Genomic DNA, 25943 nt, shown 5'->3' with positions numbered 1-25943 from the left:
ACATGAGTACGTGACCGGGGTGAGCGAATGCAGCCAACGAAGAGGCAGTGCAAATGGGGAAGTGTAATAAGAAAAGCAATGATCTCAGGAGATAGAATAATGATTACTCTGCGCAAACTTCCCCTGGCAATCGCCGTGACAGCAGGCATTTTGTCTGCTCACGCGGGTGCCGTCGATTTTAAAGGTTACGCCCGTTCGGGTATCGGCTGGACCGGTAGCGGCGGCGCGCAACAGTGCTTCCAGGCAACGGGTGCACAAAGTAAATATCGTCTTGGTAACGAATGTGAAACTTACGCTGAGCTGAAACTGGGCCAGGAAGTGTGGAAAGAAGGTGATAAGAGCTTCTACTTCGACACCAACGTCGCGTACTCCGTTGCACAGCAGAACGACTGGGAAGCCACTGACCCGGCCTTCCGTGAAGCCAACGTGCAGGGTAAAAACCTGATTGAATGGCTGCCAGGTTCCACCATGTGGGCCGGTAAGCGCTTCTATCAGCGTCATGACGTTCACATGATCGACTTCTACTACTGGGATATCTCCGGCCCGGGTGCAGGTCTGGAAAACGTGGATCTCGGCTTCGGTAAACTCTCCATGGCGGTGACCCGTTCGACTGAAGCGGGCGGTTCTTCTACCTTCGCCAGCAACAACGTGCGTGATTTCACCACTGAGACCGCGAACGACGTCTTCGACGTGCGTTTAGCGCAGATGGAAATCAACCCAGGCGGCACGCTGGAACTGGGCGTTGACTACGGTCACACCAACGTAAACGACGATTACTACCTGCAGCCAAATGCCTCTAAAGATGGTTGGATGTTCACTGCAGAACATACCCAGAGCATGCTGAAAGGCTTTAACAAATTTGTGGTTCAGTACGCCACCGACTCCATGACCTCTCAGGGTAAAGGCCTGTCTCAGGGCGCGGGCATTGGTCTGGGTAATGACGACACCGATGGCAAACTGTATGCCTACGGCATCAACAACAACGGCCACCTGCTGCGTATCCTCGACCACGGCGCAATCTCCCTGGGCGACAGCTGGGACCTGATGTACGTCGGTATGTACCAGGACATCGACTGGGATAACGGCAACGGCACCAAATGGTACACCGTGGGTGTGCGCCCAATGTACAAATGGACGCCAATCATGAGTACCTTGCTGGAAGTGGGCTACGACAACGTCAAATCCCAGAACACCGGCGACAAAAACAACCAGTACAAAATCACCCTGGCGCAACAGTGGCAGGCGGGCGACAGCATCTGGTCCCGTCCGGCAATCCGCGTCTTCGCAACTTACGCGAAGTGGGATGAGAAGTGGGGTTATGACACTTCCGGTAGCCCAATTTCCACTAACTCTAAGTACAACTCTAACTTCGGTATGCAGACTGCTGGCCTGGGCCGCGGTGATACCGACGAGTGGAGCTTCGGTGCCCAGATGGAAATCTGGTGGTAATCCGCCCTTAATCTCACGTAATGGCTAAACAAAGGAGGGGCGCAAGCCCCTCTGATTTAAGCGTCGCGCGCTATTGCCTGGCCACCGCTGCGCTTGAACTCTGAGGTGATAAAATGAAAATGAACAAAAGTCTCGTTGCCCTCTGCCTGACCGCTGGCCTGCTGGCAAGCGTACCGGCAGTCAGTTTTGCCGATGTCAATTTCGTCCCACAGAACACCACGGCGGCCCCGGCCATCCCGGCTTCTGCGCTGCAACAGCTGGTCTGGACCCCTGTCGACCAGTCTAAAACTCAAAGCACCGATCTTTCTGCCAGCGGCCAGCAGCTGAATGTCCCGGGTATTTCCGGCCCGGTCGCGGCCTGGAGCATTCCGGCGAACATTGGTGAGCTGAACCTGACGCTGACCAGTATCGTCGACAAACAAACGAACGTCTTCGCGCCGAACGTGCTGATTCTGGATCAGAACATGACGCCATCGGCGTTCTTCCCGAGCAGCTACTTCACCTATCAGGAACCGGGCGTGATGAGCGCCGATCGCCTGGAAGGGGTGATGCGCCTGACGCCTGCGCTGGGTCAGCAGAAAATTTATGTGCTGGTCTTCACTACGCCGCAGGATCTCACCCAGACCACGACGCTGGTGGACCCGGCTAAAGCCTACGCCAAAGGGACGGGTAATGCGGTGCCGGATATTCCGGACCCGAAAGCGCGTCACACCACGGACGGCACCCTGAAACTGAAAGTGAGCACTTCCTCTGCCTCCAGCGTGCTGGTCGGCCCACTGTTTGGCTCATCCGGCCCTGGCCCTGTGACCGTGGGTAACACCGCCGCTCCGGCTCCGGCCTATGCCGCACCGGTCGCCGCTGCACCTGCTGCTGCCCCGGCACCGGCACCTGCTCCGGCGAAGAAAGCCGAACCGATGCTGAATGACACCGAAAGTTACTTCAATCGCGCCATCAAAGAGGCAGTTGATCGCGGCGATGTAGACAAAGCGCTGAAGCTGCTTGATGAAGCTGAGCGTTTAGGTTCGACCACTGCCCGTTCCACCTTTATCAGCAGTGTAAAAGGCAAGGGGTGACCGTCTCCCCACAGTGCTGATTTTGTCAGTAGTTTAGTGCGCCTGAGTGGGCGCACTTTTTTTTGTGCGGCAAAAAGCTGTTGCACCGCTGTTGCGATAATGATCGCTAAACCGCGTTTGGCCGCCCCCAATCTGCTTTTCTGCGATACAATAGCCAGACGTTATGTATCGGAGAGTCTGGCATGTCACACCCTGCGCTAACGCAACTGCGTGCGCTGCGCTATTTTGAACACATCCCCGCGCTTGACCCGGAACAGCTGGACTGGCTGCTGCTGGAAGATTCCATGACGAAACGCTTTGAGCAGCAGGGGAAAAAAGTCACGGTCACGCTGATTCAGGAAGGCTTTGTTGCGCCTGAAGACGTCGCCAGTGAACTGCCGCTGCTGCCGAAAGAGGAGCGCTACTGGCTGCGCGAGATTTTACTCTGCGCCGACGGTGAACCCTGGCTTGCCGGGCGGACGGTAGTCCCGGAATCGACCCTGTGCGGCCCGGAGCTGGCGCTGCAACAGTTGGGCAAAACCCCGCTGGGACGTTATCTTTTCACGTCGTCTGAGCTCACCCGTGATTTTATTGAGATTGGTCGCGATGCAGACCTGTGGGGACGCCGTTCCCGCCTGCGCTTAAGCGGCAAGCCGCTCATGCTGACAGAACTCTTTTTGCCTGCATCGCCGTTGTACTAAGAGGATTTGAAAATGGAGTGGAGTCTGACGCAGGACAAGCTGCTGGCTTTTCACCGCTTGATGCGCACCGATAAACCCATCGGCACTTTTTTGCTGCTGTGGCCAACGCTATGGGCGCTGTGGGTTGCCACCCCAGGTTTGCCGCCGCTGTGGATCCTGGCGGTGTTTGTGGCCGGCGTCTGGCTGATGCGTGCTGCGGGCTGTGTGGTGAACGATTATGCCGACCGCAAATTTGACGGCCACGTCAAACGCACCGCCAACCGCCCAATGCCGAGCGGCCAGGTCTCGGAGAAAGAGGCCCGCACGCTGTTTGTGGTGCTGGTATTACTCGCTTTCCTGCTGGTCTTAACGCTTAACACCATGACGATTTTGCTCTCGGTGGCGGCGCTGGCGCTGGCGTGGGTTTATCCGTTTATGAAGCGCTATACCCATCTGCCGCAGGTGGTGCTGGGCGCGGCCTTTGGCTGGTCGATCCCGATGGCGTTCGCCGCCGTCAGCGAATCCGTCCCCTTAAGCTGCTGGCTAATGTTCCTCGCCAACATCCTGTGGGCGGTGGCGTATGACACCCAGTACGCGATGGTCGACCGCGATGACGATCTGAAAATTGGCATCAAATCGACGGCGATTCTGTTTGGTCGCCACGACAAGCTGATCATCGGGATATTGCAGGTCGCCGTGTTAGGGCTGATGGTACTGATTGGCTATCTGAACGCCCTGAACTGGGAGTTTTACTGGTCGGTGCTGGTGGCGGGAATGCTGTTTGTGTATCAGCAAAAGCTGATTGCGAACCGCGAGCGCGAAGCCTGTTTCAAAGCGTTTTTGAACAATAACTACGTCGGGCTGGTGCTGTTTTTGGGGCTGGCGATGAGTTACTGGTCTTAAAAAAGGTGTAAAAAAAGTCGGGTGGCGGCTTCGCCTTACCCGACCTACATGATGCATTGAACCTGTAGGCCCGGTAAGCGTTAGCGCCACCGGGCTTTTTTATCACTCGTCCTGCGTCGCACTCTCAATCGTCAAACGCACATCAGACGTAATCAACTCCGCCAGCATCTGGTACACCCGCATCGTCTCTTCAGGTTCCGCATCGCCGGTATCGCTGATATAGCCTTCATCACGCAACGTCAGCACCAGGGAGCTGAACACCGCTTTATCGAAGAACTCAGGCGCGTTAATGCCGTGCAGCACGGACAGACGCTGAGCCAGGGTGCGGCTCTCTTTTTCCAGGGTTCCACGGTTGATGGACGGGTTCGCGCTCAGCAGCCAGAAGGTGATGGCGTAGCGCTGCAACGTCTCGCGCGCACCGGCCGCCAGCAGCTGCAGCGTACGGGAGCGTGACGGATTGATATGCAGCTCATCGTCTTTCACCGCGATCAGGCCCTGACGTAGCAGCTCGGCGGTCAGTTTATCCAGCTCGATGGCCAGCTCTTCGTTGCTCCAGCTCAGGAACAGCTCGGCTTTCAGCATCGGATAGAGCGTCTCAACGTGACGCAGCAGTTCCTGACGGGAAATGCGGCGGTGCTGAGTGATGATCGCCGCCATCAGGGACGGCAGCATCAGCATATGGGCGATGTTGTTGCGATAGTAGGTCATCAGCACCGCCTGCTCACGCGGCAGAATGATGATGTCACCGATCGTATCTTTCTCGACTTCGAACTTATTCATCTGCAGCGCGTGGTCGATCAACTGACCGGCGGTCGCAGACGGAACGGTCGAATCTGCCGAGTACGGGACATTACGCATAATATCCAGGTAGCAATCGAGCTGTTCGGTCAGCTGTTCGCGCGTCAGAGAACGTTGACGAGACGCCAGCAGCGCCGTGACGCACAGGTTCATGGCGTTAGCCGCGCCGGCGTTGTTAATCCGCACCATCAGATCGGCGGCGATGTTATTGACCGTCGGCGTCAGCCAGGCTGGGCGAATCGCTTCGATCGGATCGATAGACTCGCGCCACTCGGGAACGTGCTGATTCAGGTAGGTCATCAGCGGCAGCGGCTCGCCAAAGTTGACGTAGCCCTGACCGAGATTGCGCAGCTTGCTCAGGCCTTTCAGCATCTGAGGCAGGCTCTCTTTCTCTTTGGTCGCGCCGCGCAGCTCTTTGGCGTAAGTGCCCACTTCCATCACGTGCTCGTAACCGATGTAGATAGGCACCAGCGTAATCGGACGCGTACCGCCGCGCAGCATCGCCTGAATGGTCATCGACAGGGTGCCGGTTTTCGGGTCAAGCAGACGGCCCGTACGAGAACGGCCACCTTCGACGAAATACTCAACGGAATAGCCGCGGCTGAACAGCTCGCCCAGATATTCGCGGAACACCGTGGAGTAGAGCTTGTTGCCCTTGAAGGTACGACGAATAAAGAACGCACCCAGACGGCGGAAAATCGGGCCGGCTGGCCAGAAGTTCAGGTTGATACCGGCTGCGATGTGCGGTGGCACCAGTCCCTGATGATAAAGGACGTAGGACAGCAGCAGATAGTCCATGTGGCTGCGGTGGCAAGGCACATAGACGATCTCGTGGCCGTCGTGGGCCAGCTGGCGCACGCGCTCGGCGTTGTGGACGTTAATCCCCTGATAGAGACGGTTCCAGGTGAAGCTCAGGATACGGTCGGAGAGGCGGATCATCTCGTAGGAGAAGTTGGCCGCAATCTCTTCCATCAGGGCAATCGCGTTCTGCTGGGCTTTCTCGTGAGAGATTTTCTTGCTGCGCGCTTCGTCTTCGACGGCGCGAGCAATGGCTTTCGAGGCCAGCAGTTTGTTGAACAGATCCTGACGCGCAGGCAGGCGCGGGCCAACGGCCGCCAGACGCTGACGGGCGAAGTGCATACGCGCCACGCGAGCCAGTTTCTGCGCAATAATCTTGTCCGTGCCGTGCTCATCCGCCATGCGGCGCAGCGAAACGGAAGGGGAGAAACGCACAAAGCTGTCGCGCCCCAGCCATGAGACGGCAAAGAATTTCTGAATGCCGTTCAGCATGCGCAGCGGCGGATTCTCTTCGCCTTTCTGACGTCCAGGACGACGACCAAACATCACCGACACCGGCACCATCTGGACATCCAGGCTGGGGTTGCTGCGGTGCAGATCGAGGTAGTCATGGAACAGCTTAATCGACTCTTCTTTCGGCGTGTAATAGGTGAACACGCGCGGCCCGCCGTGAATAAACACGTAGCGCGGCAGCAGCGTTCCGTCGACCTCAAGGGGTTCGAGCGGATCGGGTAAGTCGTGCGCCAGACACTGGGCGCGCAGCGTCAGTAAGTCTGCCTTCGAGTTATAAGGCAAAACGTACATAATCGGGCGCGAGGTATCGAGCCCTAATTCCAGCGCGGGTTCCGCCGGGATAGACTTACTTTTTACCAGGACGCTTAATGGTAAATTAAGTAATTTGTAGTAAATTCGTGGCCAGCCGGACATAAACGATGTAAAGCCTCTGGTTAATAATGCAAATGCGGCGCAAGGATAACAGAAAGCGCGCAAAATTTCTGTTGTTACCGGTCATACTTCAGGCTGCATGGCAATGCGCTACAGCTATAGTTACTGACGCTAAATCTAAGAAAAGGTTCTTTTAATGGCCAATAATACCACTGGGTTAACCCGAATCATCAAAGCTGCCGGATATTCATGGAAAGGTTTCCGCGCCGCATGGATCAATGAAGCTGCTTTTCGCCAGGAGGGGGTTGCCGCCGTCGTCGCGGTGATCATCGCCTGTTTCCTCGATGTTGATCCTATTACCCGCGTGCTTCTCATTGGTTCAGTCCTTCTGGTGATGATAGTGGAAATTCTGAACAGTGCTATCGAAGCGGTGGTGGATCGCATCGGGTCTGATTTCCACGAACTCTCGGGCCGCGCAAAAGATATGGGCTCTGCCGCCGTGCTGCTGGCGATTATCATCGCTGCCATCACCTGGATCACGCTTCTTTGGTCACATTTTCGATAAGCCTTCAGGAATCGAATAAGTCTCTGGTTTTTTGTGCAGTTTTTGATTCCAAAATCACCTTTGACTGTATATACTCACAGCATAACTGTATATACACCCAGGGGGCGGAATGAAAGCGTTAACGGCCAGACAGCAAGAGGTGTTCGATCTTATTCGGGATCACATCAGCCAGACGGGAATGCCACCAACGCGTGCGGAAATCGCGCAGCGTCTGGGCTTCCGTTCTCCAAATGCCGCTGAAGAGCACCTCAAAGCGCTGGCGCGTAAAGGCGTCCTTGAGATTGTTTCGGGTGCGTCACGCGGCATTCGCCTGCTGGTGGAAGAAGAAGAGGGTCTGCCACTGGTGGGGCGTGTCGCAGCGGGTGAGCCTCTGCTGGCACAGCAACACATTGAAGGGCATTACCAGGTCGATCCGGCGATGTTCAAACCCAGTGCCGATTTCCTGCTGCGCGTCAGCGGGATGTCCATGAAAGACATCGGCATTCTGGACGGCGATCTGCTGGCGGTTCACAAAACCCAGGATGTGCGTAACGGCCAGGTTGTCGTTGCGCGCATCGACGACGAAGTGACCGTGAAACGCCTGAAAAAACAGGGCAACACGGTACAGCTGCTGCCAGAAAACAGCGAGTTCTCCCCGATTGTGGTCGATCTCCGCGAACAGGCTTTCTCCATCGAAGGTCTGGCTGTGGGCGTGATCCGCAACGGCGAATGGCTGTAATGTCTCTCTGACAGGCTGCGGTCTTTCCGCAGCCTGACTGTCTCTTATCTTTCCCGGTACTTTCTCATGTCTCTGCTGACTCCCTCAGACAAGGCATTGTGGCGTCTCGCGCTGCCGATGATTTTCTCCAATATCACCGTTCCCCTGCTCGGGCTGGTCGATACGGCGGTGATTGGCCATCTGGATTCCCCTGTTTATCTCGGCGGCGTGGCCATCGGCGCGACGGCGACCAGCTTCCTCTTTATGCTGCTGCTCTTTTTACGTATGAGCACCACCGGGCTGACGGCCCAGGCGTTTGGCGCTAAAGATCCGGTTCGTCTGGCTCGTGCGCTGGTCCAGCCGCTAATTCTTGCGCTCGGTGCAGGGCTGCTGATTGTTTTGCTGCGTACGCCGCTAATCGATCTGGCTCTACACGTCGTCGGCGGCAGTGAAGCCGTGCTCGAACAGGCGCGACGGTTCCTTGAAATCCGCTGGCTCAGCGCCCCGGCATCGCTGGCAAACCTTGTTTTGCTCGGCTGGCTGCTCGGCGTGCAGTACGCGCGTGCGCCGGTGATCCTGCTGGTGGTGGGAAACCTGCTCAATATCGTGCTCGATCTGTGGCTGGTGATGGGCCTGCACATGAACGTGCAGGGGGCCGCGCTGGCGACGGTTGTCGCGGAATACGGCACCTTCTTCATCGGACTGTGGATGGTGAAACGCGTGCTGGCGATGCGCGGGATAACACTCGCGATGCTGAAAACCGCCTGGCACGGCAATATCCGCAAACTGCTGGCGCTTAACCGCGACATCATGCTCCGCTCGCTGCTGCTGCAACTCTGCTTTGGCGCGCTGACGGTATTCGGCGCGCGGCTCGGGCCGGAGATCGTAGCGGTGAACGCGGTGCTCATGACTCTGCTGACCTTCACCGCCTACGCGCTGGACGGGTTTGCCTATGCGGTTGAAGCCCATTCAGGGCAGGCGTACGGTGCGCGCGAAACGGGGCAGTTGCAGGAGGTGTGGCGGGCGGCCTGTCGGCAGTCGGGCCTGGTGGCGCTAAGCTTTGCGCTCGTCTACGCTTTGTTCGGGACGAATATCGTGGCGCTCTTAACCTCGCTGCCTGAGCTGCGCGAGCTGGCAAATCACTACATTCTCTGGCAGGTCGTTTTACCGATGGTGGGGGTGTGGTGCTACTTGCTCGACGGCATGTTTATCGGTGCGACGCGCGGGGCCGAGATGCGCAACAGCATGGCGGTCGCGGCGGCCGGTTTTGCCCTGACGCTCTTCACGCTGCCCTGGCTTGGCAACCACGGTTTGTGGCTGGCTCTGGCGGTGTTCCTCGCCCTGCGCGGCCTCTCTCTGGCGGTGATCTGGCGGCGTCACTGGCGCAACAATACCTGGTTTGCGTAGTGGCTTCGTTTGACGAAACGGTTAAAGATTCTGAATCTCTCAACGTCTGCCAAATCCTTATCTACAATTAATATCACGTCCAGCAGAAATGAACGTAACGGACGACACGAATTTTACGTGATAACCGAACGATGAGGATATGATTATGAATAAAGACGAAATCGGCGGTAACTGGAAACAGTTCAAAGGTAAAGCGAAAGAACAGTGGGGTAAACTGACCGACGATGACGTGACCGTCATTGAAGGTAAACGCGAACAGCTGGTCGGTAAGATTCAGGAACGTTACGGCTACGCGAAAGATCAGGCGGAAAAAGAGGTTGTTGACTGGGAAAAACGCAACGACTACCGCTGGTAACAGAGTTCTACCCGTTGTACACGGAAGTACAATCCCTGAGGGCGGCCTAACAGCCGCCCGCTTTGTTTTTAGCGCGGTTTTTTCTTCACTAAAATGGAGTGATCGTGCTGGCACTCGCCCTGATGGCGACAGGCTTCCACTTCGACACACGCCGAGCACAACCCGTGCGCTTCAATCACGTTATGGCGCAGGGCAAAGCCCATTTTTGCCGCCAGAGAATGCATGATGTCTTCCACGCCTTCCGCCCCTTCTTCTTTGACCGCACCGCAGCGATCGCAGATAAACATAGCCGAAGTGTGCGTTGGCTGATCGAACAGATGGCACAGCACGTAGCTGTTTGTCGATTCCACCTTATGCACAAACCCTTGTTCCAGCAGGAAATCCAGCGCACGATAGACCGTTGGCGGTTTCGCCTGCGGCTCGCTTTCGCGCAGCAGGTCGAGCAGATCGTAGGCGCTGATGGCACCGCGCTGCAGGCTCATCAGACGTAATACTTCAAGGCGCTGCGGGGTCAGGCGCACATTGCGTTCAGCGCAGAGCTTTTCAGCTTGCGCCAGCAGATCTTGCATCGTGGTCTTGTCCATGTCGCACCTCGGAGTATGGAGTCTGGAAAACCCTCACTTTACCATGTTCTGCTGAAAACGCCGAGATCCGCCACGGTGTGCTATACCTGACGCATCGAAACAAGGGAATAAACAGAATGAAAAGACCTGACTGCATCCGACACTGGCGCGACGTCGAAGGTGCCGACGATTCGACTTACCCGGACAGTGACGAACTCTTTGCCATCGGCGCGCCGCTGGCCCGAAAACTGGGGCTGGGGCGGATTGGTATTCACCATGAACGCCTGCCGCCGGGCCGTCGCACTTCTTATCCCCACGCCGAAAGCGACGAAGAGGAGTTTATCTTCGTGATTGAAGGGCATCCGCAGGCATGGATTAACGGTTATTTATGGAAACTTGAGCCGGGCGACAGCGTCGGTTTTCCGGCCGGAACCGGGGTCTGCCACACCTTTATCAACAACACCGAGGAAGAGGTTCGGCTGCTGGTCGTGGGTGAGGCGAACAAAAAACACAACCGCATCTATTACCCGCTCAATCCGGTGTATGCCGCCACCCGAGAGGACCGCTGGGTGGACCATCCCCCGCAGTTTTTTGGCCCGCATGACGGAAAACCTGGGCGAAAATAATTTCCTCTTCTATAAATATTGAGGGCCGTCACAAATTACAACAGGCCAACCGGAAGATTTAACTTAAGGAAATAGCGTGTCTTTTTGATGTTATTCACAGCAATAGTTCGTCCCTGTTTAAGAGATAACAGGGTTGTTAAATAACAGACTATAAAACGAGCATACTGTGAAAAAACATTTAAAATTTTCGGTGGTTAGCATCGCTGTCTCCCTGTTTGTGGCAAACGAGGCGTCCGCCGCTAATACCTGGGCAGAAGCGCGTAGCGACGCGATGGGTGGTACGGGCGTTGCTTCGGGCAATTACGGTAGTGGAGCCTTCATTAACCCGGCGCTGCTGGCAAAATCTAAGCCGGATGACGACATTACCGTGATTCTGCCTTCGGTCGGCGCGCAGATCACCGACAAAGACAATCTGCAGGATCAGATCGACGATATCAGCGATAAAGTCGATCACTACGACAATGTGATCAACAGCCTGACACCGGCTGAGATCATCGCTAATCCCTTAGGATCCGTGAACCAGTTCCAGAGCGCGGCGAAAGATCTCGCTGACGAACTGGACGATCTGAAAGGCAAAACCGCCCGCGCTAACGCCGGCGCCGGAATTGCGGTCAGCATTCCCAACCATGTTCTGGCGGTTGCCTTTGTGGCAAAAGGCTACGCCCACGCGCGCGTCAGCTCTTCCATCGACCAGCAGGATATTGATTATCTGCGCAGCATCCAGAACAGCAAACTGGTGGCCGGGAGCGTCGCGCTGGATGCTGCCCTGAATGGTTCGGATCAAATCACCAAAAACCTCAACTCCACCGCGTCTGGCCGGGCAGCAATTGTCTCGGATTACGGCGTGGCGGTGGCGCGTCAGTTTGATATCGCCGATGTACCGGTCTCCGTCGGTATCACGCCAAAGCTGCAAAAAACCTGGCTCTATAACTACACCACCTCCATCTACACCTACGACAGCGACGACTGGAACAACAGCCGCTATCGCACGGACGATACCGGTTTCAACGTCGATGCCGGTGTGACCGCTGATTTTGGCGAGCACTGGACGGTGGGCCTGAGCGGGCAAAACCTGATGTCGCGTGATATCGACACCAAAGATGTCCGCATTCGTAATGGCCGCACGGGTGAGGAAGTGAACTACAAAGATACCTATCAGATCCGTCCGCTGGTGACCGCTGGCGTGGCCTGGCATAACGATCTGGTGACGCTCACCGCCGATGGCGATCTGACCGAAACCAAAGGCTTCAAAAGTGAAGAAAACTCCCAGTACGTCGGCGTCGGTGCGGAAGTTACGCCCCTCAGCTGGCTGGCGGTGCGTGCCGGTTATCGTGCGGACGTGAAAGACAACGACAGCAACGTCTTCACCGGCGGTCTTGGCTTTGCGCCGTTCAACGCGGTCCATGTGGATCTGATGGGCCTGTACGGGGAAGACAAAACCTGGGGCGCGGGTGCGCAGCTGAGCGTCACCTTCTAAGACGACCGGAGGCCATGCGCCTCCGGCTTTTCTTTGTGCTATAGTAGCGCCCCTTTTCCACCAAATGCTTAAAACTTCGCCATGTCGTCAGAATCACAGTCAAATTTCCCTGCACACCGTTTTTCCATCGCGCCGATGCTCGACTGGACCGACAGACACTGCCGCTATTTCCTGCGCCAGCTCTCTCGCCACACGCTGCTGTACACCGAAATGGTGACCACCGGGGCGATTATTCATGGGAAGGGCGACTATCTGGCCTATAGCGACGAAGAGCATCCGGTTGCCTTGCAGCTCGGCGGGAGCGACCCGGCGGCGCTGGCGTACTGCGCGAAACTGGCGCAAGAGCGCGGCTACGATGAGATCAACCTTAACGTCGGCTGTCCGTCCGACCGCGTGCAGAACGGCATGTTTGGCGCCTGTCTGATGGGCAATGCCCAACTGGTGGCCGATTGCGTCAAAGCCATGCGCGACGTGGTGTCGATTCCGGTGACGGTCAAAACTCGTATCGGGATTGACGACCAGGACAGCTACGAATTTCTGTGCGATTTCATCAATACGGTGGCCGGAAAAGGTGAGTGCGAGACGTTTATCATCCACGCGCGTAAAGCCTGGCTGTCGGGTCTCAGCCCGAAAGAGAACCGTGAGATTCCACCTCTGGACTACCCGCGCGTGTACCAGCTCAAGCGTGATTTCCCGCATCTGACCATGTCGATCAACGGCGGCATCAAATCTCTCGACGAAGCCAAAGCCCATTTAGAACACATGGACGGCGTGATGGTGGGCCGCGAGGCGTATCAAAATCCGGGCATTCTGGCCTCGGTGGATCGTGAGATCTTCGGCGTGGACGGCACCGACAAAGACCCGGTTGCCGTGGTGCGCGCCATGTATCCATACATCGAGCGCGAGCTGAGCAACGGCACCTATCTGGGCCACGTCACGCGTCATATGCTCGGTTTATTCCAGGGCATTCCGGGGGCGCGTCAGTGGCGTCGCTACCTGAGCGAAAATGCCCACAAAGCCGGGGCAAATATCGAAGTCCTGGAGCAGGCGCTGCGTCTGGTCGCTGACAAGCGATAATTTTCACCAAAAGTTCGTCAAATTCACCACGCCCTGCGAATGTTCGCGGGGCGTTTTGTTTTTAAATCAATAAGTTAACTTTGGCACGTTTCTTGTAATACCCACTGCATATCTGAGGTATTCATGTGGGAGAGAGCCATGCTGGAACTGCTGTTTGTGATTGGATTTTTTGTCATGCTGATGGCGACCGGAATTTCGCTGCTTGGCATTCTGGCTGCACTGGTGGTGGCGACGGTGGTGATGTTTATCGGCGGGCTGTTTGCGCTGATGATTAAACTGCTGCCGTGGCTGTTGTTAGCGGTCGCTGTGGTGTGGGTGATTCGGGCGATAAAAGCGCCAAAAGTCCCACAGTATCAGCGCAATAACCGCTTTCGTTACTAAGGTATTGAGGCGTTCGTCACATACCTGTAACTTTTCCGGCAGCGAGGCTTAGAACAGAATAGGATTTACTTATCGAATCTGTCACTATGGCTGCCGTTAAAGAATTCATCGAGCTGTACCCTACATACAGCCGAACTAAAAAAAGAATGGGCTTCCTACAGGAAGCCCTAATTCTTTTTATGGGATCAGCAAACTCGATCCCTGCGTCCCGCGACTTTCCAGTACTTCATGCGCGCGCTGCGCGTCGCTCAGCGGATATTTCTGCGCTTCTGCCACATCCACTTTAATTACGCCGCTGGCGATCAGCGAAAACAGCTCGTTGCTGGCTTCCGTCAGTTCATCACGGGTGGTGATGTAGCCTTGCAGGGAAGGGCGCGTGAGGTACAGCGAACCTTTCTGGTTAAGAATGCCCAGATTCACGCCGGTGACTGCGCCGGAGGCGTTACCAAAGCTCACCATCAAACCGCGACGCTGCAGGCAGTCGAGCGACGCTTCCCAGGTATCTTTTCCGACGGAGTCATAGACCACGCGCAGCTTTTTGCCGTTGGTGATCTCTTTCACGCGCTCGGCGATGCTCTCTTCGCGATAGTTAATCACCTGCCACGCGCCCGCCTGTAGGGCACGCTGCGCTTTTTGCGCGCTGCCGACGGTGCCGATCAGTTTGGCGCCCAGCGCTTTGGCCCACTGGCAGGCAATAAGCCCGACGCCACCCGCCGCGGCGTGGAACAGGAACTGCTCATCGGGTTTGATTTCGTAGGTTTTACGCAGGAGATAATAGACGGTCAGCCCTTTCAGGAATGACGCCGCTGCCTGCTCAAAGGAGATCGCGTTCGGCAGAATGGCGGCCTTATCGGCGGGCACGTTGTGAATCGAGCTGTACGCGCCGAGCGGCGACTGGGCATACACCACGCGATCGCCTTCTTTAATATGCTTCACGCCGCTGCCGATTTTCACCACGACACCTGCGGCCTCGGTTCCCAGGCCGCTCGGCATGGTCGGCGGCGGATAGAGACCGCCGCGGATATAGGTATCGATATAGTTGATACCAATCGCTTTGTTTTCGACCTGGATTTCGTTCTCCCCAGGTGCTACGGGGGTAAACTCCACCGCCTTCAGGACTTCAGGACCACCATGCTTGTGAAATTCGATACGAGTTGCCACGTTGAACTCCTTTGTCGATTCATTTGCAGACGGTTATACTTCCCCGTCTCTCAATTTATGGTAATCCATTCACTATGGCAGGAAATAAACCCTTCAACAAACAGACTGAGCCTCGCGAGCGCGATTTGCAGGTCGCCGGACTCAAAGTCCCGCCGCACTCGATTGAAGCGGAACAGTCGGTGTTGGGCGGTTTGATGCTGGACAACGAGCGCTGGGACGATGTCGCCGAGCGCGTGGTATCCGATGATTTTTATACCCGTCCACACCGCCATATCTTTACCGAAATGGCGCGCCTCCAGGAAGCCGGTAGCCCGATTGACCTGATTACGCTGGCAGAGTCTCTGGAGCGCCAGGGGCAGCTCGATTCTGTCGGTGGTTTTGCCTATCTGGCAGAATTATCCAAAAACACGCCAAGTGCGGCGAACATCAGCGCCTACGCAGACATCGTGCGGGAACGTGCCGTTGTCCGTGAGATGATCGCTGTGGCGAATGAGATCGCCGAAGCGGGCTTTGACCCGCAGGGCCGCACCAGCGAAGACCTGCTGGATCTCGCCGAATCCCGCGTGTTTAAAATCGCCGAAAGCCGTGCGAACAAAGACGAAGGGCCGCGAAACATCGCCGAAGTCCTGGATTCCACCGTCGCGCGTATCGAACAGCTTTTCCAGCAACCGCACGACGGCGTCACCGGTGTGAACACCGGTTATGACGATCTCAACAAAAAAACCGCCGGTTTGCAGCCCTCGGATCTGATTATCGTCGCGGCGCGTCCGTCGATGGGTAAAACGACCTTTGCGATGAACCTCGTCGAAAACGCGGCGATGTTGCAGGATAAACCGGTTCTGATCTTCAGTCTGGAGATGCCCTCCGACCAGATTATGATGCGTTCCCTCGCGTCTCTGTCGCGCGTGGATCAGACCCGCATTCGTACCGGCCAGCTTGACGACGAAGACTGGGCGCGCATCTCCGGTACCATGGGCATTCTGCTGGAAAAACGGAACATCTACATCGATGACTCCTCCGGCCTGACGCCGACGGAAGTCCGCTCCCGCGCGCGCCGTATCGCCCGCGAACACGGCGGCATCGGCCTTATCATGATCGACTACCTGCAGCTGATGCGCGTGCCGTCGCTCTCCGATAACCGTACGCTGGAAATCGCCGAAATCTCCCGCTCTCTCAAAGCGTTAGCTAAAGAGTTACAGGTACCCGTGGTGGCCCTGTCGCAGCTTAACCGCTCCCTGGAACAACGCGCCGATAAGCGCCCGGTCAACTCCGACCTGCGTGAATCGGGCTCCATCGAGCAGGATGCCGACTTGATCATGTTCATCTATCGTGACGAGGTTTATCACGAGAACAGCGACATGAAAGGCATTGCGGAAATCATTATTGGTAAGCAGCGTAACGGCCCGATCGGGACGGTGCGTCTGACGTTTAACGGTCAGTGGTCGCGTTTTGATAACTATGCGGGACCTCAATACGACGACGAATAATTCCTCGTCATCCTTCGCGCCACAGCGGCGTTGGCTGCGCCCGCTCACCCCGGTCGCTTAGTTGACTAAGCTCCCGGGGATTCACGGGCTTGCCGCCTTGCTGTGACGCAAATGATTTAGAGGAATACTCTTTCTTAACGGCAAGGATTTCAAATTCAAATGCAAGCGGCAACTGTAGTCATTAACCGCCGCGCTCTGCGACACAACCTGCAACGTCTGCGTGAACTGGCGCCCGCCAGCAAGCTCGTTGCAGTCGTGAAAGCGAACGCTTACGGACACGGTCTTCTTGAGACCGCGCGAACGCTCCCTGATGCCGATGCCTTTGGCGTCGCCCGTCTCGAAGAAGCCCTGCGCCTGCGCGCGGGCGGTATCACCCAGCCGATTCTGTTACTCGAAGGCTTTTTCGAAGCCGCCGATCTGACGACCATTGCCGACCAGCATCTGCACACCGCGGTGCATAACGAAGAGCAGTTAGCCGCACTGGAAACCGCCACGCTGAGCGAGCCGGTCACCGTGTGGATGAAACTCGACACCGGCATGCACCGTCTGGGCGTGCGTCCGGAGCAGGCAGAGGCCTTTTATCAGCGCCTGAGCCAGTGCAAAAACGTGCGTCAGCCGGTGAACATCGTCAGCCACTTTGCGCGTGCCGATGAACCAGAGTGCGGCGCAACGGAGCAGCAGCTCGATATCTTCAACACATTCTGCGAAGGCAAACCGGGAATGCGCTCCATTGCGGCGTCCGGCGGCATTTTGCTCTGGCCACAGTCGCACTTCGACTGGGCGCGTCCGGGCATTATTCTTTACGGCGTATCGCCGCTGGAAGGCAAACCCTGGGGCCCGGACTTTGGCTTCCAGCCGGTGATGTCCCTGGTCTCCAGCCTGATCGCCGTGCGCGAGCACAAAGCGGCTGAACCGGTCGGGTACGGCGGCACCTGGGTGAGCGAGTGCGATACGCGTCTGGGCGTGGTGGCGATGGGCTACGGCGACGGCTATCCGCGCGCGGCACCGTCCGGCACACCGGTGCTGGTCAACGGTCGTGAAGTGAAGATTGTCGGCCGCGTGGCGATGGATATGGTTTGCGTCGATCTCGGACCGGATGCCGATGATAAAGCCGGTGACCCGGTGGTGATGTGGGGCGAAGGTCTGCCCGTTGAGCGCATTGCTGAAATCACGAAAGTGAGTGCTTACGAACTTATCACACGCCTGACGTCGCGGGTGGCGATGAAATACGTCGATTAAGTCTCATTAAATGCCGGGTATTGCCCGGCATTTATCTCTTTATTAACATCCTCTCGATCTTCCCGCGCTTCCGGTTTATTGTTGAAATCCCTGCCTGACAGAAATCCGGAGATACATCGCGTGTTCCAGAAAGTTGACGCCTACGCCGGCGACCCCATCCTCTCCTTAATGGAGCGTTTCAAAGAAGATTCACGCAGCGACAAAGTGAACCTCAGCATCGGCCTTTACTACAACGAAGACGGCATTATTCCTCAGCTGCAGGCGGTGGCCGAAGCCGAAGCGCGCCTGAACGCGGTGCCGCACGGCGCGTCGCTCTATCTGCCGATGGAAGGGCTGAATACCTATCGCAACACCATCGCTCCGTTGCTGTTTGGGGCCGATCACCCGGTGTTAACGCAAAAACGCGTGGCGACGATCCAGACCCTGGGCGGTTCCGGTGCGCTGAAAGTGGGCGCGGACTTCCTGAAAAAATATTTCCCCGATTCTGGTGTGTGGGTCAGCGATCCGACCTGGGAAAACCACGTCGCGATTTTTGAAGGCGCAGGCTTTGCCGTCAGCACCTATCCGTGGTTCGACAACGACACCAAAGGCGTGCGCGTCGAGGCGTTGCTGGAAAAACTGAATACTCTGCCGGAGCGCAGCATCGTGCTGCTGCATCCGTGCTGTCACAACCCGACCGGCTCGGACCTGACCAACAGCCAGTGGGATGCGGTTATTGAAGTTCTGAAAGCGCGCCATCTGATCCCGTTCCTCGACATCGCCTATCAGGGCTTTGGCGCGGGCATGGAAGAGGACGCCTACGCGATCCGCGCGATTGCCAGCGCCGGGCTGCCAGCTCTGGTCAGCAACTCCTTCTCGAAAATTTTCTCTCTGTACGGCGAGCGCGTCGGCGGGTTGTCGATTGTCTGTGAAGACGCAGATGCAGCCGGGCGCGTACTGGGCCAGTTGAAAGCGACGGTTCGCCGCATCTACTCCAGCCCGCCAGCGTTCGGTGCGCAGGTGGTGGCGACGGTTCTGGGCGACGACGAGCTGAAAGCGACCTGGCTCGCCGAAGTGGAAGGGATGCGTAAGCGTATTCTGGCGATGCGTCAGGAGCTGGTGAATGCCCTGAAAAGCGCATTACCGGAGCATAACTTCGATTATCTGCTCAAGCAGCGCGGGATGTTTAGCTATACCGGGCTGAGCGCACAGCAGGTCGATCGTCTTCGCGAAGAGTTCGGCGTTTACCTGATCGCCAGCGGCCGCATGTGCGTCGCGGGCCTGAACGCACACAACGTCCAGCGCGTGGCGCAGGCGTTTGCGGCTGTGATGTAAGCACTTACTCACATCATTGGCATCCGCGCGGTTTAGCGCCCGGTGGCGCTGCGCTTACCGGGCCTACAAAACCCGAACGTAGGCCGGGTAAGGCGCAGCCGCCACCCGGCTTTTTATCGGCATCGGCGCCGGAATTGTCCGGTGGCGCTGCGCTTACCGGGCCTACAAAACCCGAACGTAGGCCGGGTAAGGCGTAGCCGCCACCCGGCTTTTTATCGGCATCGGTGCCGGAATTGCCCGGTGGCGCTGCGCTTACCGGGCCTACAAAACCCGAACGTAGGCCGGGTAAGGCGTAGCCGCCACCCGGCTTTTTATCGGCACCGGAGCCTGAATTGCCCGGTGGCGCTGCGCTTACCGGGCCTACAAAACCTGAACGTAGGCCGGGTAAGGCGCAGCCGCCACCCGGCTTTTTTCATCCTCACGCTTTGTGATATCCCTCCCTTTACCAGGGATAATCTCAAAAATTTCCTTCCCTTCACCTGGCTCAGGGGTTAAGGTCTGGTAGATTTTTGACCATTCGCTCAATTTAAAACGATAACAAACTGAATATTCAGGGGAATACATGCGCAAGATCACACTGGCGCTCAGCGCCGCCTGCTTATTGTTCTCGCTTAATAGTGCAGTCGGTGCAAGAGCTTCCGCGCCAACGCCGGTCTACACCGGAACCACCGCCGCCATTCTGGCTGAACAAGCCCCCATTCACTGGGTCTCCGTGGCGCAAATCGAAAATAGCCTGATGGGCCGCGCGCCAATGGCTGTCGGTTTTGATATCGACGATACCGTCCTCTTTTCCAGCCCTGGCTTCTGGCGCGGCAAAAAAACCTGGTCGCCGGATAGCGAGGAGTACCTGAAAAACCCGGAATTCTGGGAAAAAATGAACAACGGCTGGGATGAGTTCAGTATCCCGAAAGAGGTGGGTCGCGCGTTGATTGCGATGCACGTCAAACGCGGCGACAGCATCTATTTCGTCACCGGTCGTAGCCAGACCAAAACTGAAACCGTCAGCAAAACCCTGCAGGGCGATTTTTCGATTCCGGCGGCCAACATGAATCCGGTGATCTTTGCCGGGGACAAGCACGGGCAAAACACCAAAACCCAGTGGCTGGAGCAGAAAAACATCAAAGTATTCTACGGCGATTCGGATAACGATATCTCTGCCGCTCGCGAAGTCGGTGCTCGTGGCATCCGCGTTCTGCGCGCCTCCAACTCGACCTATCGTCCGCTGCCGATGGCCGGATCCTTCGGTGAAGAGGTGATTGTTAATTCGGAATACTGACGTGCGATGATTTTTTGAACAAATCAGGCCTGGCCGGGTTTACCTTTTGTCGTCTTGCTGCACACTTAAAGGGGCAGGTCCTCAGGTCGCACTCAACCCATTTACAGGGGAGCAAAGATGACAATTTCGGAGATACTTCAGTACTGCATGAATAAACCGGGCGCGGGGCAAAGTGTCCACAGCGACTGGAAAGCCACGCAGATCAAGGTGGCAGACGTGCTGTTTGCGATGGTGAAAGAGGTCGAAGGGCGTCCGGCGGCATCGTTAAAAACCAGTCCGGAACTGGCGGATTTACTGCGTCAGCAGCACAGCGATGTGCGACCGAGCAAGCATCTGAATAAAGCGCACTGGAGCACCGTCTATCTCGACGGCTCGCTGCCGGATTCGCAGATTTACTATTTAGTCGATGCCTCTTACAAGCAGGCTTTTGAGCTGCTGCCGGAAAATACCCGACAGCAGCTTTCCGTTTAAGACTCGAGCAACGGTTTCAGGAAGCGCGCGGTGTGCGAAGCTTCGCACTCTGCCACTGTCTCTGGCGTACCCGAGACGAGGATTTCACCGCCGCCGCTGCCGCCTTCCGGACCGAGATCCACAATCCAGTCTGCGGTTTTGATGACGTCCAGGTTGTGCTCAATGACCACAATGGTGTTGCCCTGATCGCGCAGCTGATGCAGCACTTCAAGCAACTGCTGGATATCCGCAAAGTGCAGACCGGTGGTTGGCTCATCCAGAATATACAGCGTCTGACCGGTGCCGCGTTTCGACAGCTCACGCGCCAGCTTCACGCGCTGCGCTTCACCGCCGGAGAGCGTCGTCGCTGACTGGCCGAGACGAATATAGGTCAGACCCACATCCATCAGCGTTTGCAGCTTACGCGCCAGCGCAGGTACGGCATCGAAGAACTCACGGGCCTCTTCAATGGTCATATCCAGCACTTCGTGGATAGTCTTGCCTTTGTACTTAATTTCCAGCGTTTCGCGGTTATAGCGTTTGCCTTTGCACTGGTCGCACGGCACGTAGATATCCGGCAGGAAGTGCATCTCGACTTTGATCACGCCGTCGCCCTGACAGGCTTCACAGCGGCCGCCGCGAACGTTAAAGCTGAAACGTCCAGGCGTATAGCCGCGTGAGCGTGATTCAGGAACACCGGCGAACAGTTCACGTACGGGCGTAAACACGCCAGTATAGGTCGCCGGGTTCGAGCGCGGTGTACGGCCAATCGGGCTCTGGTCGATATCGATCACTTTATCGAAATGCTCCAGACCCTGAATGTCGCGATACGGCGCAGGCTCAGCCAGCGTCGCACCGTTCAGCTGGGTCTGGGCAATCGGGAACAAGGTATCGTTAATCAGCGTCGATTTACCGGAACCTGACACGCCGGTGACGCAGGTGAACAGCCCGACAGGCAGCGTCAGCGTGACGTCCTTCAGGTTGTTGCCGCGTGCGCCCGTCAGCTTCAGCACTTTCTCAGGATTCGCTGCAACACGCTGTTTCGGCACATTAATTTTGCGCTTACCGCTCATGAACTGGCCGGTCAGGGACTCCGGAACGGCCATGATGTCGGCCAGCGTCCCTTCCGCCACCACCTGTCCGCCATGGACACCCGCGCCAGGACCGATGTCGATCACATGGTCTGCGGCGCGGATCGCATCTTCGTCGTGCTCAACCACAATCACCGTGTTGCCGAGGTTACGCAGGTGGATCAGCGTGCCGAGCAGACGCTCGTTATCGCGCTGGTGCAAGCCGATGGACGGCTCATCCAGCACGTACATCACGCCGACCAAACCGGCACCAATCTGGCTCGCCAGACGGATACGCTGCGCTTCGCCGCCGGAGAGCGTCTCTGCGGAGCGAGAAAGTGACAGATAGTTCAGACCGACGTTCACGAGGAATTTCAGGCGATCGCCGATCTCTTTCAGCACTTTTTCGGCAATCTGCGCGCGCTGGCCGGAGAGCTTCAGGTTGGTGAAGAAGTCCATCGCGTGACCAATGCTCATGTCAGAGATGGTCGGCAGCGCGGTGTTTTCAACGAACACATGACGCGCCTCGCGACGCAGACGCGTCCCTTCACAGGTGGTACACGAGCGGTTGCTGATGAACTTCGCCAGCTCCTCGCGCACCGCGCTGGATTCGGTCTCTTTGTAGCGGCGCTCCATATTGTGCAGCACGCCTTCGAACGGATGGCGGCGCACGGAGGTGTCACCGCGATCGTTCATGTATTTGAACTCGATGTTCTCTTTGCCGGAACCCGACAGCACCACTTTATGAACGTTCGGGCTCAAGCTCGCCCACGGCGCTTCGACGTCGAACTTGTAGTGTTCGGCCAGCGATTTCAGCATCTGGAAGTAGTAGAAATTGCGGCGATCCCAGCCGCGAATCGCGCCACCGGCCAGGGAGAGCTCCGGGTTCTGGATGATGCGATCCGGATCGAAATATTGCTGCACACCCAGGCCATCACAGGTTGGGCACGCGCCCGCCGGGTTGTTGAACGAGAACAGACGTGGTTCCAGCTCGCGCATGCTGTACCCACAAATCGGGCAGGCAAAGTTCGCGGAGAAGAGCAGCTCTTCGGCTTTCGCATCGTCCATGTCAGCGACAATCGCTGAGCCGCCGGAGAGTTCCAGCGCCGTTTCGAACGACTCGGCCAGACGCTGCGTCATATCGTCGCGCACCTTGAAGCGGTCAATCACCACTTCAATGGTGTGTTTCTTTTGCAGCTCCAGCTTCGGCGGATCGGACAGGTCACACACTTCCCCGTCGATACGGGCGCGGATGTAGCCCTGGCTTGCCAGGTTTTCCAGCGTTTTCGTGTGCTCACCTTTACGATCTTTGATGATCGGGGCCAGCAGCATCAGGCGTTTGCCCTCTGGCTGCGCCAGCACGTTATCCACCATCTGACTGACGGTTTGCGCGGCCAGCGGCACGTCATGATCCGGGCAGCGCGGCTCGCCCACGCGGGCAAACAGCAGACGCAGATAGTCATGAATTTCGGTAATGGTACCGACCGTGGAACGCGGGTTATGCGACGTAGATTTCTGTTCGATGGAGATCGCCGGCGACAACCCTTCGATATGGTCGACGTCCGGTTTTTCCATCAGCGACAGAAACTGACGCGCGTAAGCGGAGAGCGATTCAACGTAGCGACGCTGTCCTTCGGCATACAAGGTGTCGAAAGCCAGTGATGACTTGCCAGAACCCGATAGCCCGGTCACGACAATCAGCTTGTCGCGAGGGATTATGAGGTTGATATTCTTGAGATTATGGGTGCGGGCGCCCCGTACTTCGATCTTATCCATTCACCTTTCCCGGTAGAGACTCGGATGCCTGGTTTGTTTGAAGGACAAACGGCAGAAACGGCTAATTATGACACAATCTGACCTGTTTGAATATACAGTATTGGAATGCAGCTTCTGATTTAATGTGCAACAATGTTTAGTGAGTGCGAGTTCTGTGGAATCACTGTCGCAGCTATCAAAATGTGACGTGGAAATGGTACACTCGCGCGCTTACACTATTAAGAAACGTATTCAGGAGACACGATCATGGCCAGCAGAGGCGTAAACAAGGTGATTCTCGTCGGTAATCTGGGCCAGGACCCGGAAGTACGCTACATGCCGAGTGGTGGCGCAGTTGCCAACATTACGCTGGCTACTTCCGAATCCTGGCGTGATAAAGCGACCGGTGAGATGAAAGAGCAGACTGAATGGCACCGCGTTGTGCTGTTCGGCAAACTGGCAGAAGTGGCCGGTGAATATCTGCGTAAAGGTTCTCAGGTGTATATCGAAGGTCAGCTTCGTACCCGTAAATGGACCGACCAGGCCGGTGCAGAGAAGTACACCACCGAAGTGGTAGTGAACGTTGGCGGCACCATGCAGATGCTGGGTGGCCGTCAGGGTGGTGGTGCAGGTGCGCCAGCAGGCGGCGGTCAGCAGCAGCAGGGTAGCTGGGGCCAGCCTCAGCAGCCTCAGGGCGGCAACCAGTTCAGCGGCGGCGCGCAGTCTCGTCCGCAGCAGCAGTCCGCTCCGGCACCGTCTAACGAACCACCAATGGATTTCGACGACGATATCCCGTTCTGATGTGGTTTTGCCCACGGGTCTACAACACCGCATTGTGTGTGGTTTTGTAGGCCGGGTAAGGCGAAGCCGCCACCCGGCAACCAACAATGCAAAAGCCCCTCTCGGGGCTTTTTGTTTTATCCCACCGCGTAATTTCGCAAAAACGCCGCGAAATCGCCAAACGCGAGCGGTTTTGAAAAGTAATACCCCTGCAGACAGTCGATCTGATTCGCCTTCAGATACGCCACCTGATAGTCATACTCCACGCCCTCTGCGGTAGTGAGAATGTTCATCCTTTTCGCCATATCAATCACGCAGTCGATCAGCGGCGTCGCCACATCCCGAGAGATTTGCCGGACAAACATGCGGTCGATTTTGATGCTGTCGGGGCGGAGGTTAGAAATAAACGCCAGGTTGGAAAACCCGGTGCCAAAATCATCCAGGGCGATTTTGATCCCGCGCGTTTTGATGTGTGTAATCTTGTGCGCCATCGCCTCGCTGATATCAATGTTTTCGCGCTCGGTAATTTCAAACACCAACGTCACGCCGAGAGCGGCAAACACCGGTGCCCAGTTATCGACAAACACCTCGAATCCGTCGTCCGCCAGATGGCTGTAGCTGATATTGAGATTCAGATTCAGATTAAAACCCGGTTTAAGGGCGACGATACCCTGCTGTAAATCATCTACCACCTGCTCAAGCAGACTCTGCGTCAGTTCGATAATCAGCGCCGTGCGCTCCGCCACCGGAATAAACACGTCCGGTGGCACAAACCCCAGCTCGTCATGATGCCAGCGGGCGAGGATCTCCGCCCCGGAGACGACATTGGTGCGCGCGCAAATCAGCGGCTGATAGTGCGGGTGGATCTGACGCTGTCGAATCGCGTGCGCCAGCTGGGTGTAGAGCGAGTGACGACGGGTGGCCAGCAGCCAGACGACGGTCGCCATAATGAACGACATTGCGAGGATAAAACCGATGGAGAGCCAGGATTTCGCCATGGCTTTCACCGCCTCATCCAGCCGTGGCTCTTCCCATGCCAGGGTATAAAGCGGGGAATGGGCGGGAAAGAGCGTGTAACGGCTAAAATGCGGCGAGCTGAGCGGAAGGTCTGACAGGCCCGCCGCGGTGAGGGTTTTGCCAGACACCTCCAGCGCCAGCTTTCTCCCCGCCGAACTGCTGCGCATCACTTCCAGCAGAAAGCGGATATCGGAGGCGACGTACACATCCCCCTGCGGCAGAGCCGTTTTAAAGGCGATCACCTTGATATCCTTTGCGCTCACCGAAGGCGACATCCAGATTTGTTTCCCGCTGCGAAGAATATCCCGGACGTCGACATGTTTATTTGCCAGCAACGACGAACAATCAATATGGTTATCTTTCACGACGTTAATCGAGTAAATGTGCATATACCGGCCGGGGATCATATTGAGCTGTTTTTCCACCGTGAAATCGCACACTTTCCCGACCAGACCCGCGGCCTGCTGCGTGGCAGAATGAGCATCGTTTAAAAAACCGTCCAGAATATGCTGTAAATAGTTCGCCTCGTCCTCGATATTTTTTTTGTTATTGTTCTGCATGGCGATCAGCGCCAGAGACGCCGTCACCATTAACGTCAGCAGAAAGGTCAGACACGAGGCGATAACCCTGTTCTTTTTTGTTCTGAGAATATATTGCTGATACATGGGGTTATTTTTCTTA

The 25943-nt window shown here is 56.6% G+C and carries 23 protein-coding genes; 18 read left to right on the top strand and 5 right to left on the bottom strand.

Features of this window, described 5'->3' with window-relative positions; translation table 11 throughout:
- Window positions 1-96 precede the first annotated feature (96 nt).
- The 4 genes from QQF33_RS05870 to ubiA all read left to right on the top strand — a co-directional run bounded on the left by QQF33_RS05870 (window position 97) and on the right by ubiA (window position 4084).
- Complete coding sequence (locus QQF33_RS05870; protein WP_282494863.1) at window positions 97-1449, top strand: maltoporin; 1353 nt, start codon at window positions 97-99, stop codon at window positions 1447-1449.
- Window positions 1450-1562: 113 nt separating this feature from the next.
- Window positions 1563-2522 carry a maltose operon protein MalM gene (gene malM, locus QQF33_RS05865; protein WP_285150607.1) on the top strand — a complete coding sequence of 320 codons (960 nt, stop codon included), beginning with the start codon at window positions 1563-1565 and terminating at the stop codon, window positions 2520-2522.
- 182 nt (window positions 2523-2704) lie between these two features.
- Window positions 2705-3202 (top strand): chorismate lyase, encoded by a 498-nt coding sequence (ubiC, locus tag QQF33_RS05860; RefSeq protein ID WP_282494838.1) that lies wholly within the window; start codon window positions 2705-2707, stop codon window positions 3200-3202.
- 12 nt (window positions 3203-3214) lie between these two features.
- Window positions 3215-4084, top strand: coding sequence for a 4-hydroxybenzoate octaprenyltransferase (gene ubiA / locus QQF33_RS05855; RefSeq protein ID WP_285150606.1), 870 nt, complete (start codon window positions 3215-3217; stop codon window positions 4082-4084).
- Window positions 4085-4186: 102 nt separating this feature from the next.
- Here ubiA and plsB read toward each other — a convergent pair whose 3' ends face one another.
- Window positions 4187-6607, bottom strand: coding sequence for a glycerol-3-phosphate 1-O-acyltransferase PlsB (gene plsB, locus QQF33_RS05850; protein ID WP_285150605.1), 2421 nt, complete (start codon window positions 6605-6607; stop codon window positions 4187-4189).
- Between the two features lie 154 nt (window positions 6608-6761).
- Between plsB and QQF33_RS05845 the strand changes: the two genes are divergently transcribed.
- The 4 genes from QQF33_RS05845 (at window position 6762) to QQF33_RS05830 (ending at window position 9589) form a co-directional block, all read left to right on the top strand.
- The gene (locus tag QQF33_RS05845) at window positions 6762-7130 is read left to right on the top strand and encodes a diacylglycerol kinase (protein WP_282494835.1); all 369 of its coding nucleotides are present in this window, start codon (window positions 6762-6764) and stop codon (window positions 7128-7130) included.
- A 109-nt stretch (window positions 7131-7239) separates the two neighbouring features.
- On the top strand, window positions 7240-7848 hold the full coding sequence (lexA, locus tag QQF33_RS05840; protein ID WP_100778063.1) for a transcriptional repressor LexA: 609 nt from the start codon (window positions 7240-7242) through the stop codon (window positions 7846-7848).
- 66 nt (window positions 7849-7914) lie between these two features.
- Window positions 7915-9234, top strand: coding sequence for an MATE family efflux transporter DinF (gene dinF, locus QQF33_RS05835; RefSeq protein WP_285157536.1), 1320 nt, complete (start codon window positions 7915-7917; stop codon window positions 9232-9234).
- Between the two features lie 145 nt (window positions 9235-9379).
- Window positions 9380-9589 (top strand): CsbD family protein, encoded by a 210-nt coding sequence (locus QQF33_RS05830; protein ID WP_095280331.1) that lies wholly within the window; start codon window positions 9380-9382, stop codon window positions 9587-9589.
- Between the two features lie 68 nt (window positions 9590-9657).
- Here QQF33_RS05830 and zur read toward each other — a convergent pair whose 3' ends face one another.
- Window positions 9658-10173 (bottom strand): zinc uptake transcriptional repressor Zur, encoded by a 516-nt coding sequence (gene zur / locus QQF33_RS05825; protein WP_282494833.1) that lies wholly within the window; start codon window positions 10171-10173, stop codon window positions 9658-9660.
- 116 nt (window positions 10174-10289) lie between these two features.
- Between zur and QQF33_RS05820 the strand changes: the two genes are divergently transcribed.
- The 4 genes from QQF33_RS05820 (at window position 10290) to pspG (ending at window position 13713) form a co-directional block, all read left to right on the top strand.
- Complete coding sequence (locus QQF33_RS05820; RefSeq protein WP_282494832.1) at window positions 10290-10778, top strand: cupin domain-containing protein; 489 nt, start codon at window positions 10290-10292, stop codon at window positions 10776-10778.
- Window positions 10779-10944: 166 nt separating this feature from the next.
- On the top strand, window positions 10945-12255 hold the full coding sequence (gene traF / locus QQF33_RS05815) for a conjugal transfer protein TraF (RefSeq protein ID WP_285157535.1): 1311 nt from the start codon (window positions 10945-10947) through the stop codon (window positions 12253-12255).
- Between the two features lie 81 nt (window positions 12256-12336).
- Entirely contained in the window at window positions 12337-13332 is a 996-nt protein-coding gene (gene dusA, locus QQF33_RS05810) for a tRNA dihydrouridine(20/20a) synthase DusA (RefSeq protein WP_285157534.1), read from the top strand.
- Between the two features lie 138 nt (window positions 13333-13470).
- On the top strand, window positions 13471-13713 hold the full coding sequence (gene pspG / locus QQF33_RS05805; RefSeq protein WP_282494829.1) for an envelope stress response protein PspG: 243 nt from the start codon (window positions 13471-13473) through the stop codon (window positions 13711-13713).
- A gap of 177 nt (window positions 13714-13890) precedes the next feature.
- Here pspG and QQF33_RS05800 read toward each other — a convergent pair whose 3' ends face one another.
- Complete coding sequence (locus QQF33_RS05800) at window positions 13891-14874, bottom strand: quinone oxidoreductase (RefSeq protein ID WP_285157533.1); 984 nt, start codon at window positions 14872-14874, stop codon at window positions 13891-13893.
- A 74-nt stretch (window positions 14875-14948) separates the two neighbouring features.
- Between QQF33_RS05800 and dnaB the strand changes: the two genes are divergently transcribed.
- The 5 genes from dnaB (at window position 14949) to QQF33_RS05775 (ending at window position 20661) form a co-directional block, all read left to right on the top strand.
- A complete protein-coding gene (gene dnaB / locus QQF33_RS05795) occupies window positions 14949-16361 on the top strand; it encodes a replicative DNA helicase (protein WP_154126839.1) in 1413 nt (470 codons plus the stop codon).
- A gap of 159 nt (window positions 16362-16520) precedes the next feature.
- Window positions 16521-17600 carry an alanine racemase gene (gene alr, locus QQF33_RS05790; protein WP_285150599.1) on the top strand — a complete coding sequence of 360 codons (1080 nt, stop codon included), beginning with the start codon at window positions 16521-16523 and terminating at the stop codon, window positions 17598-17600.
- Window positions 17601-17720: 120 nt separating this feature from the next.
- A complete protein-coding gene (gene tyrB, locus QQF33_RS05785) occupies window positions 17721-18914 on the top strand; it encodes an aromatic amino acid transaminase (RefSeq protein ID WP_285150598.1) in 1194 nt (397 codons plus the stop codon).
- Window positions 18915-19476: 562 nt separating this feature from the next.
- Complete coding sequence (aphA, locus tag QQF33_RS05780) at window positions 19477-20190, top strand: acid phosphatase AphA (protein WP_282494817.1); 714 nt, start codon at window positions 19477-19479, stop codon at window positions 20188-20190.
- 117 nt (window positions 20191-20307) lie between these two features.
- The gene (locus QQF33_RS05775; protein ID WP_095280343.1) at window positions 20308-20661 is read left to right on the top strand and encodes an MmcQ/YjbR family DNA-binding protein; all 354 of its coding nucleotides are present in this window, start codon (window positions 20308-20310) and stop codon (window positions 20659-20661) included.
- Here the strand turns inward: QQF33_RS05775 and uvrA are convergent.
- Complete coding sequence (gene uvrA / locus QQF33_RS05770) at window positions 20658-23486, bottom strand: excinuclease ABC subunit UvrA (RefSeq protein ID WP_285157532.1); 2829 nt, start codon at window positions 23484-23486, stop codon at window positions 20658-20660. The genes QQF33_RS05775 and uvrA overlap by 4 nt on opposite strands.
- 246 nt (window positions 23487-23732) lie before the next feature.
- Here uvrA and ssb1 point away from each other — a divergent pair, with 246 nt between their 5' ends.
- Window positions 23733-24266, top strand: a complete 534-nt coding sequence (gene ssb1 / locus QQF33_RS05765; RefSeq protein ID WP_285145916.1) for a single-stranded DNA-binding protein SSB1 — start codon at window positions 23733-23735, stop codon at window positions 24264-24266.
- 116 nt (window positions 24267-24382) lie between these two features.
- Here the strand turns inward: ssb1 and QQF33_RS05760 are convergent, their stop codons facing one another.
- The gene (locus QQF33_RS05760; protein ID WP_285157531.1) at window positions 24383-25927 is read right to left on the bottom strand and encodes an EAL domain-containing protein; all 1545 of its coding nucleotides are present in this window, start codon (window positions 25925-25927) and stop codon (window positions 24383-24385) included.
- Window positions 25928-25943 lie beyond the last annotated feature (16 nt).

This window comes from Lelliottia wanjuensis, from assembly GCF_030238365.1.
GTDB lineage: Bacteria > Pseudomonadota > Gammaproteobacteria > Enterobacterales > Enterobacteriaceae > Enterobacter > Enterobacter wanjuensis.
This window is presented reverse-complemented; position numbering and strand designations above follow the sequence as displayed.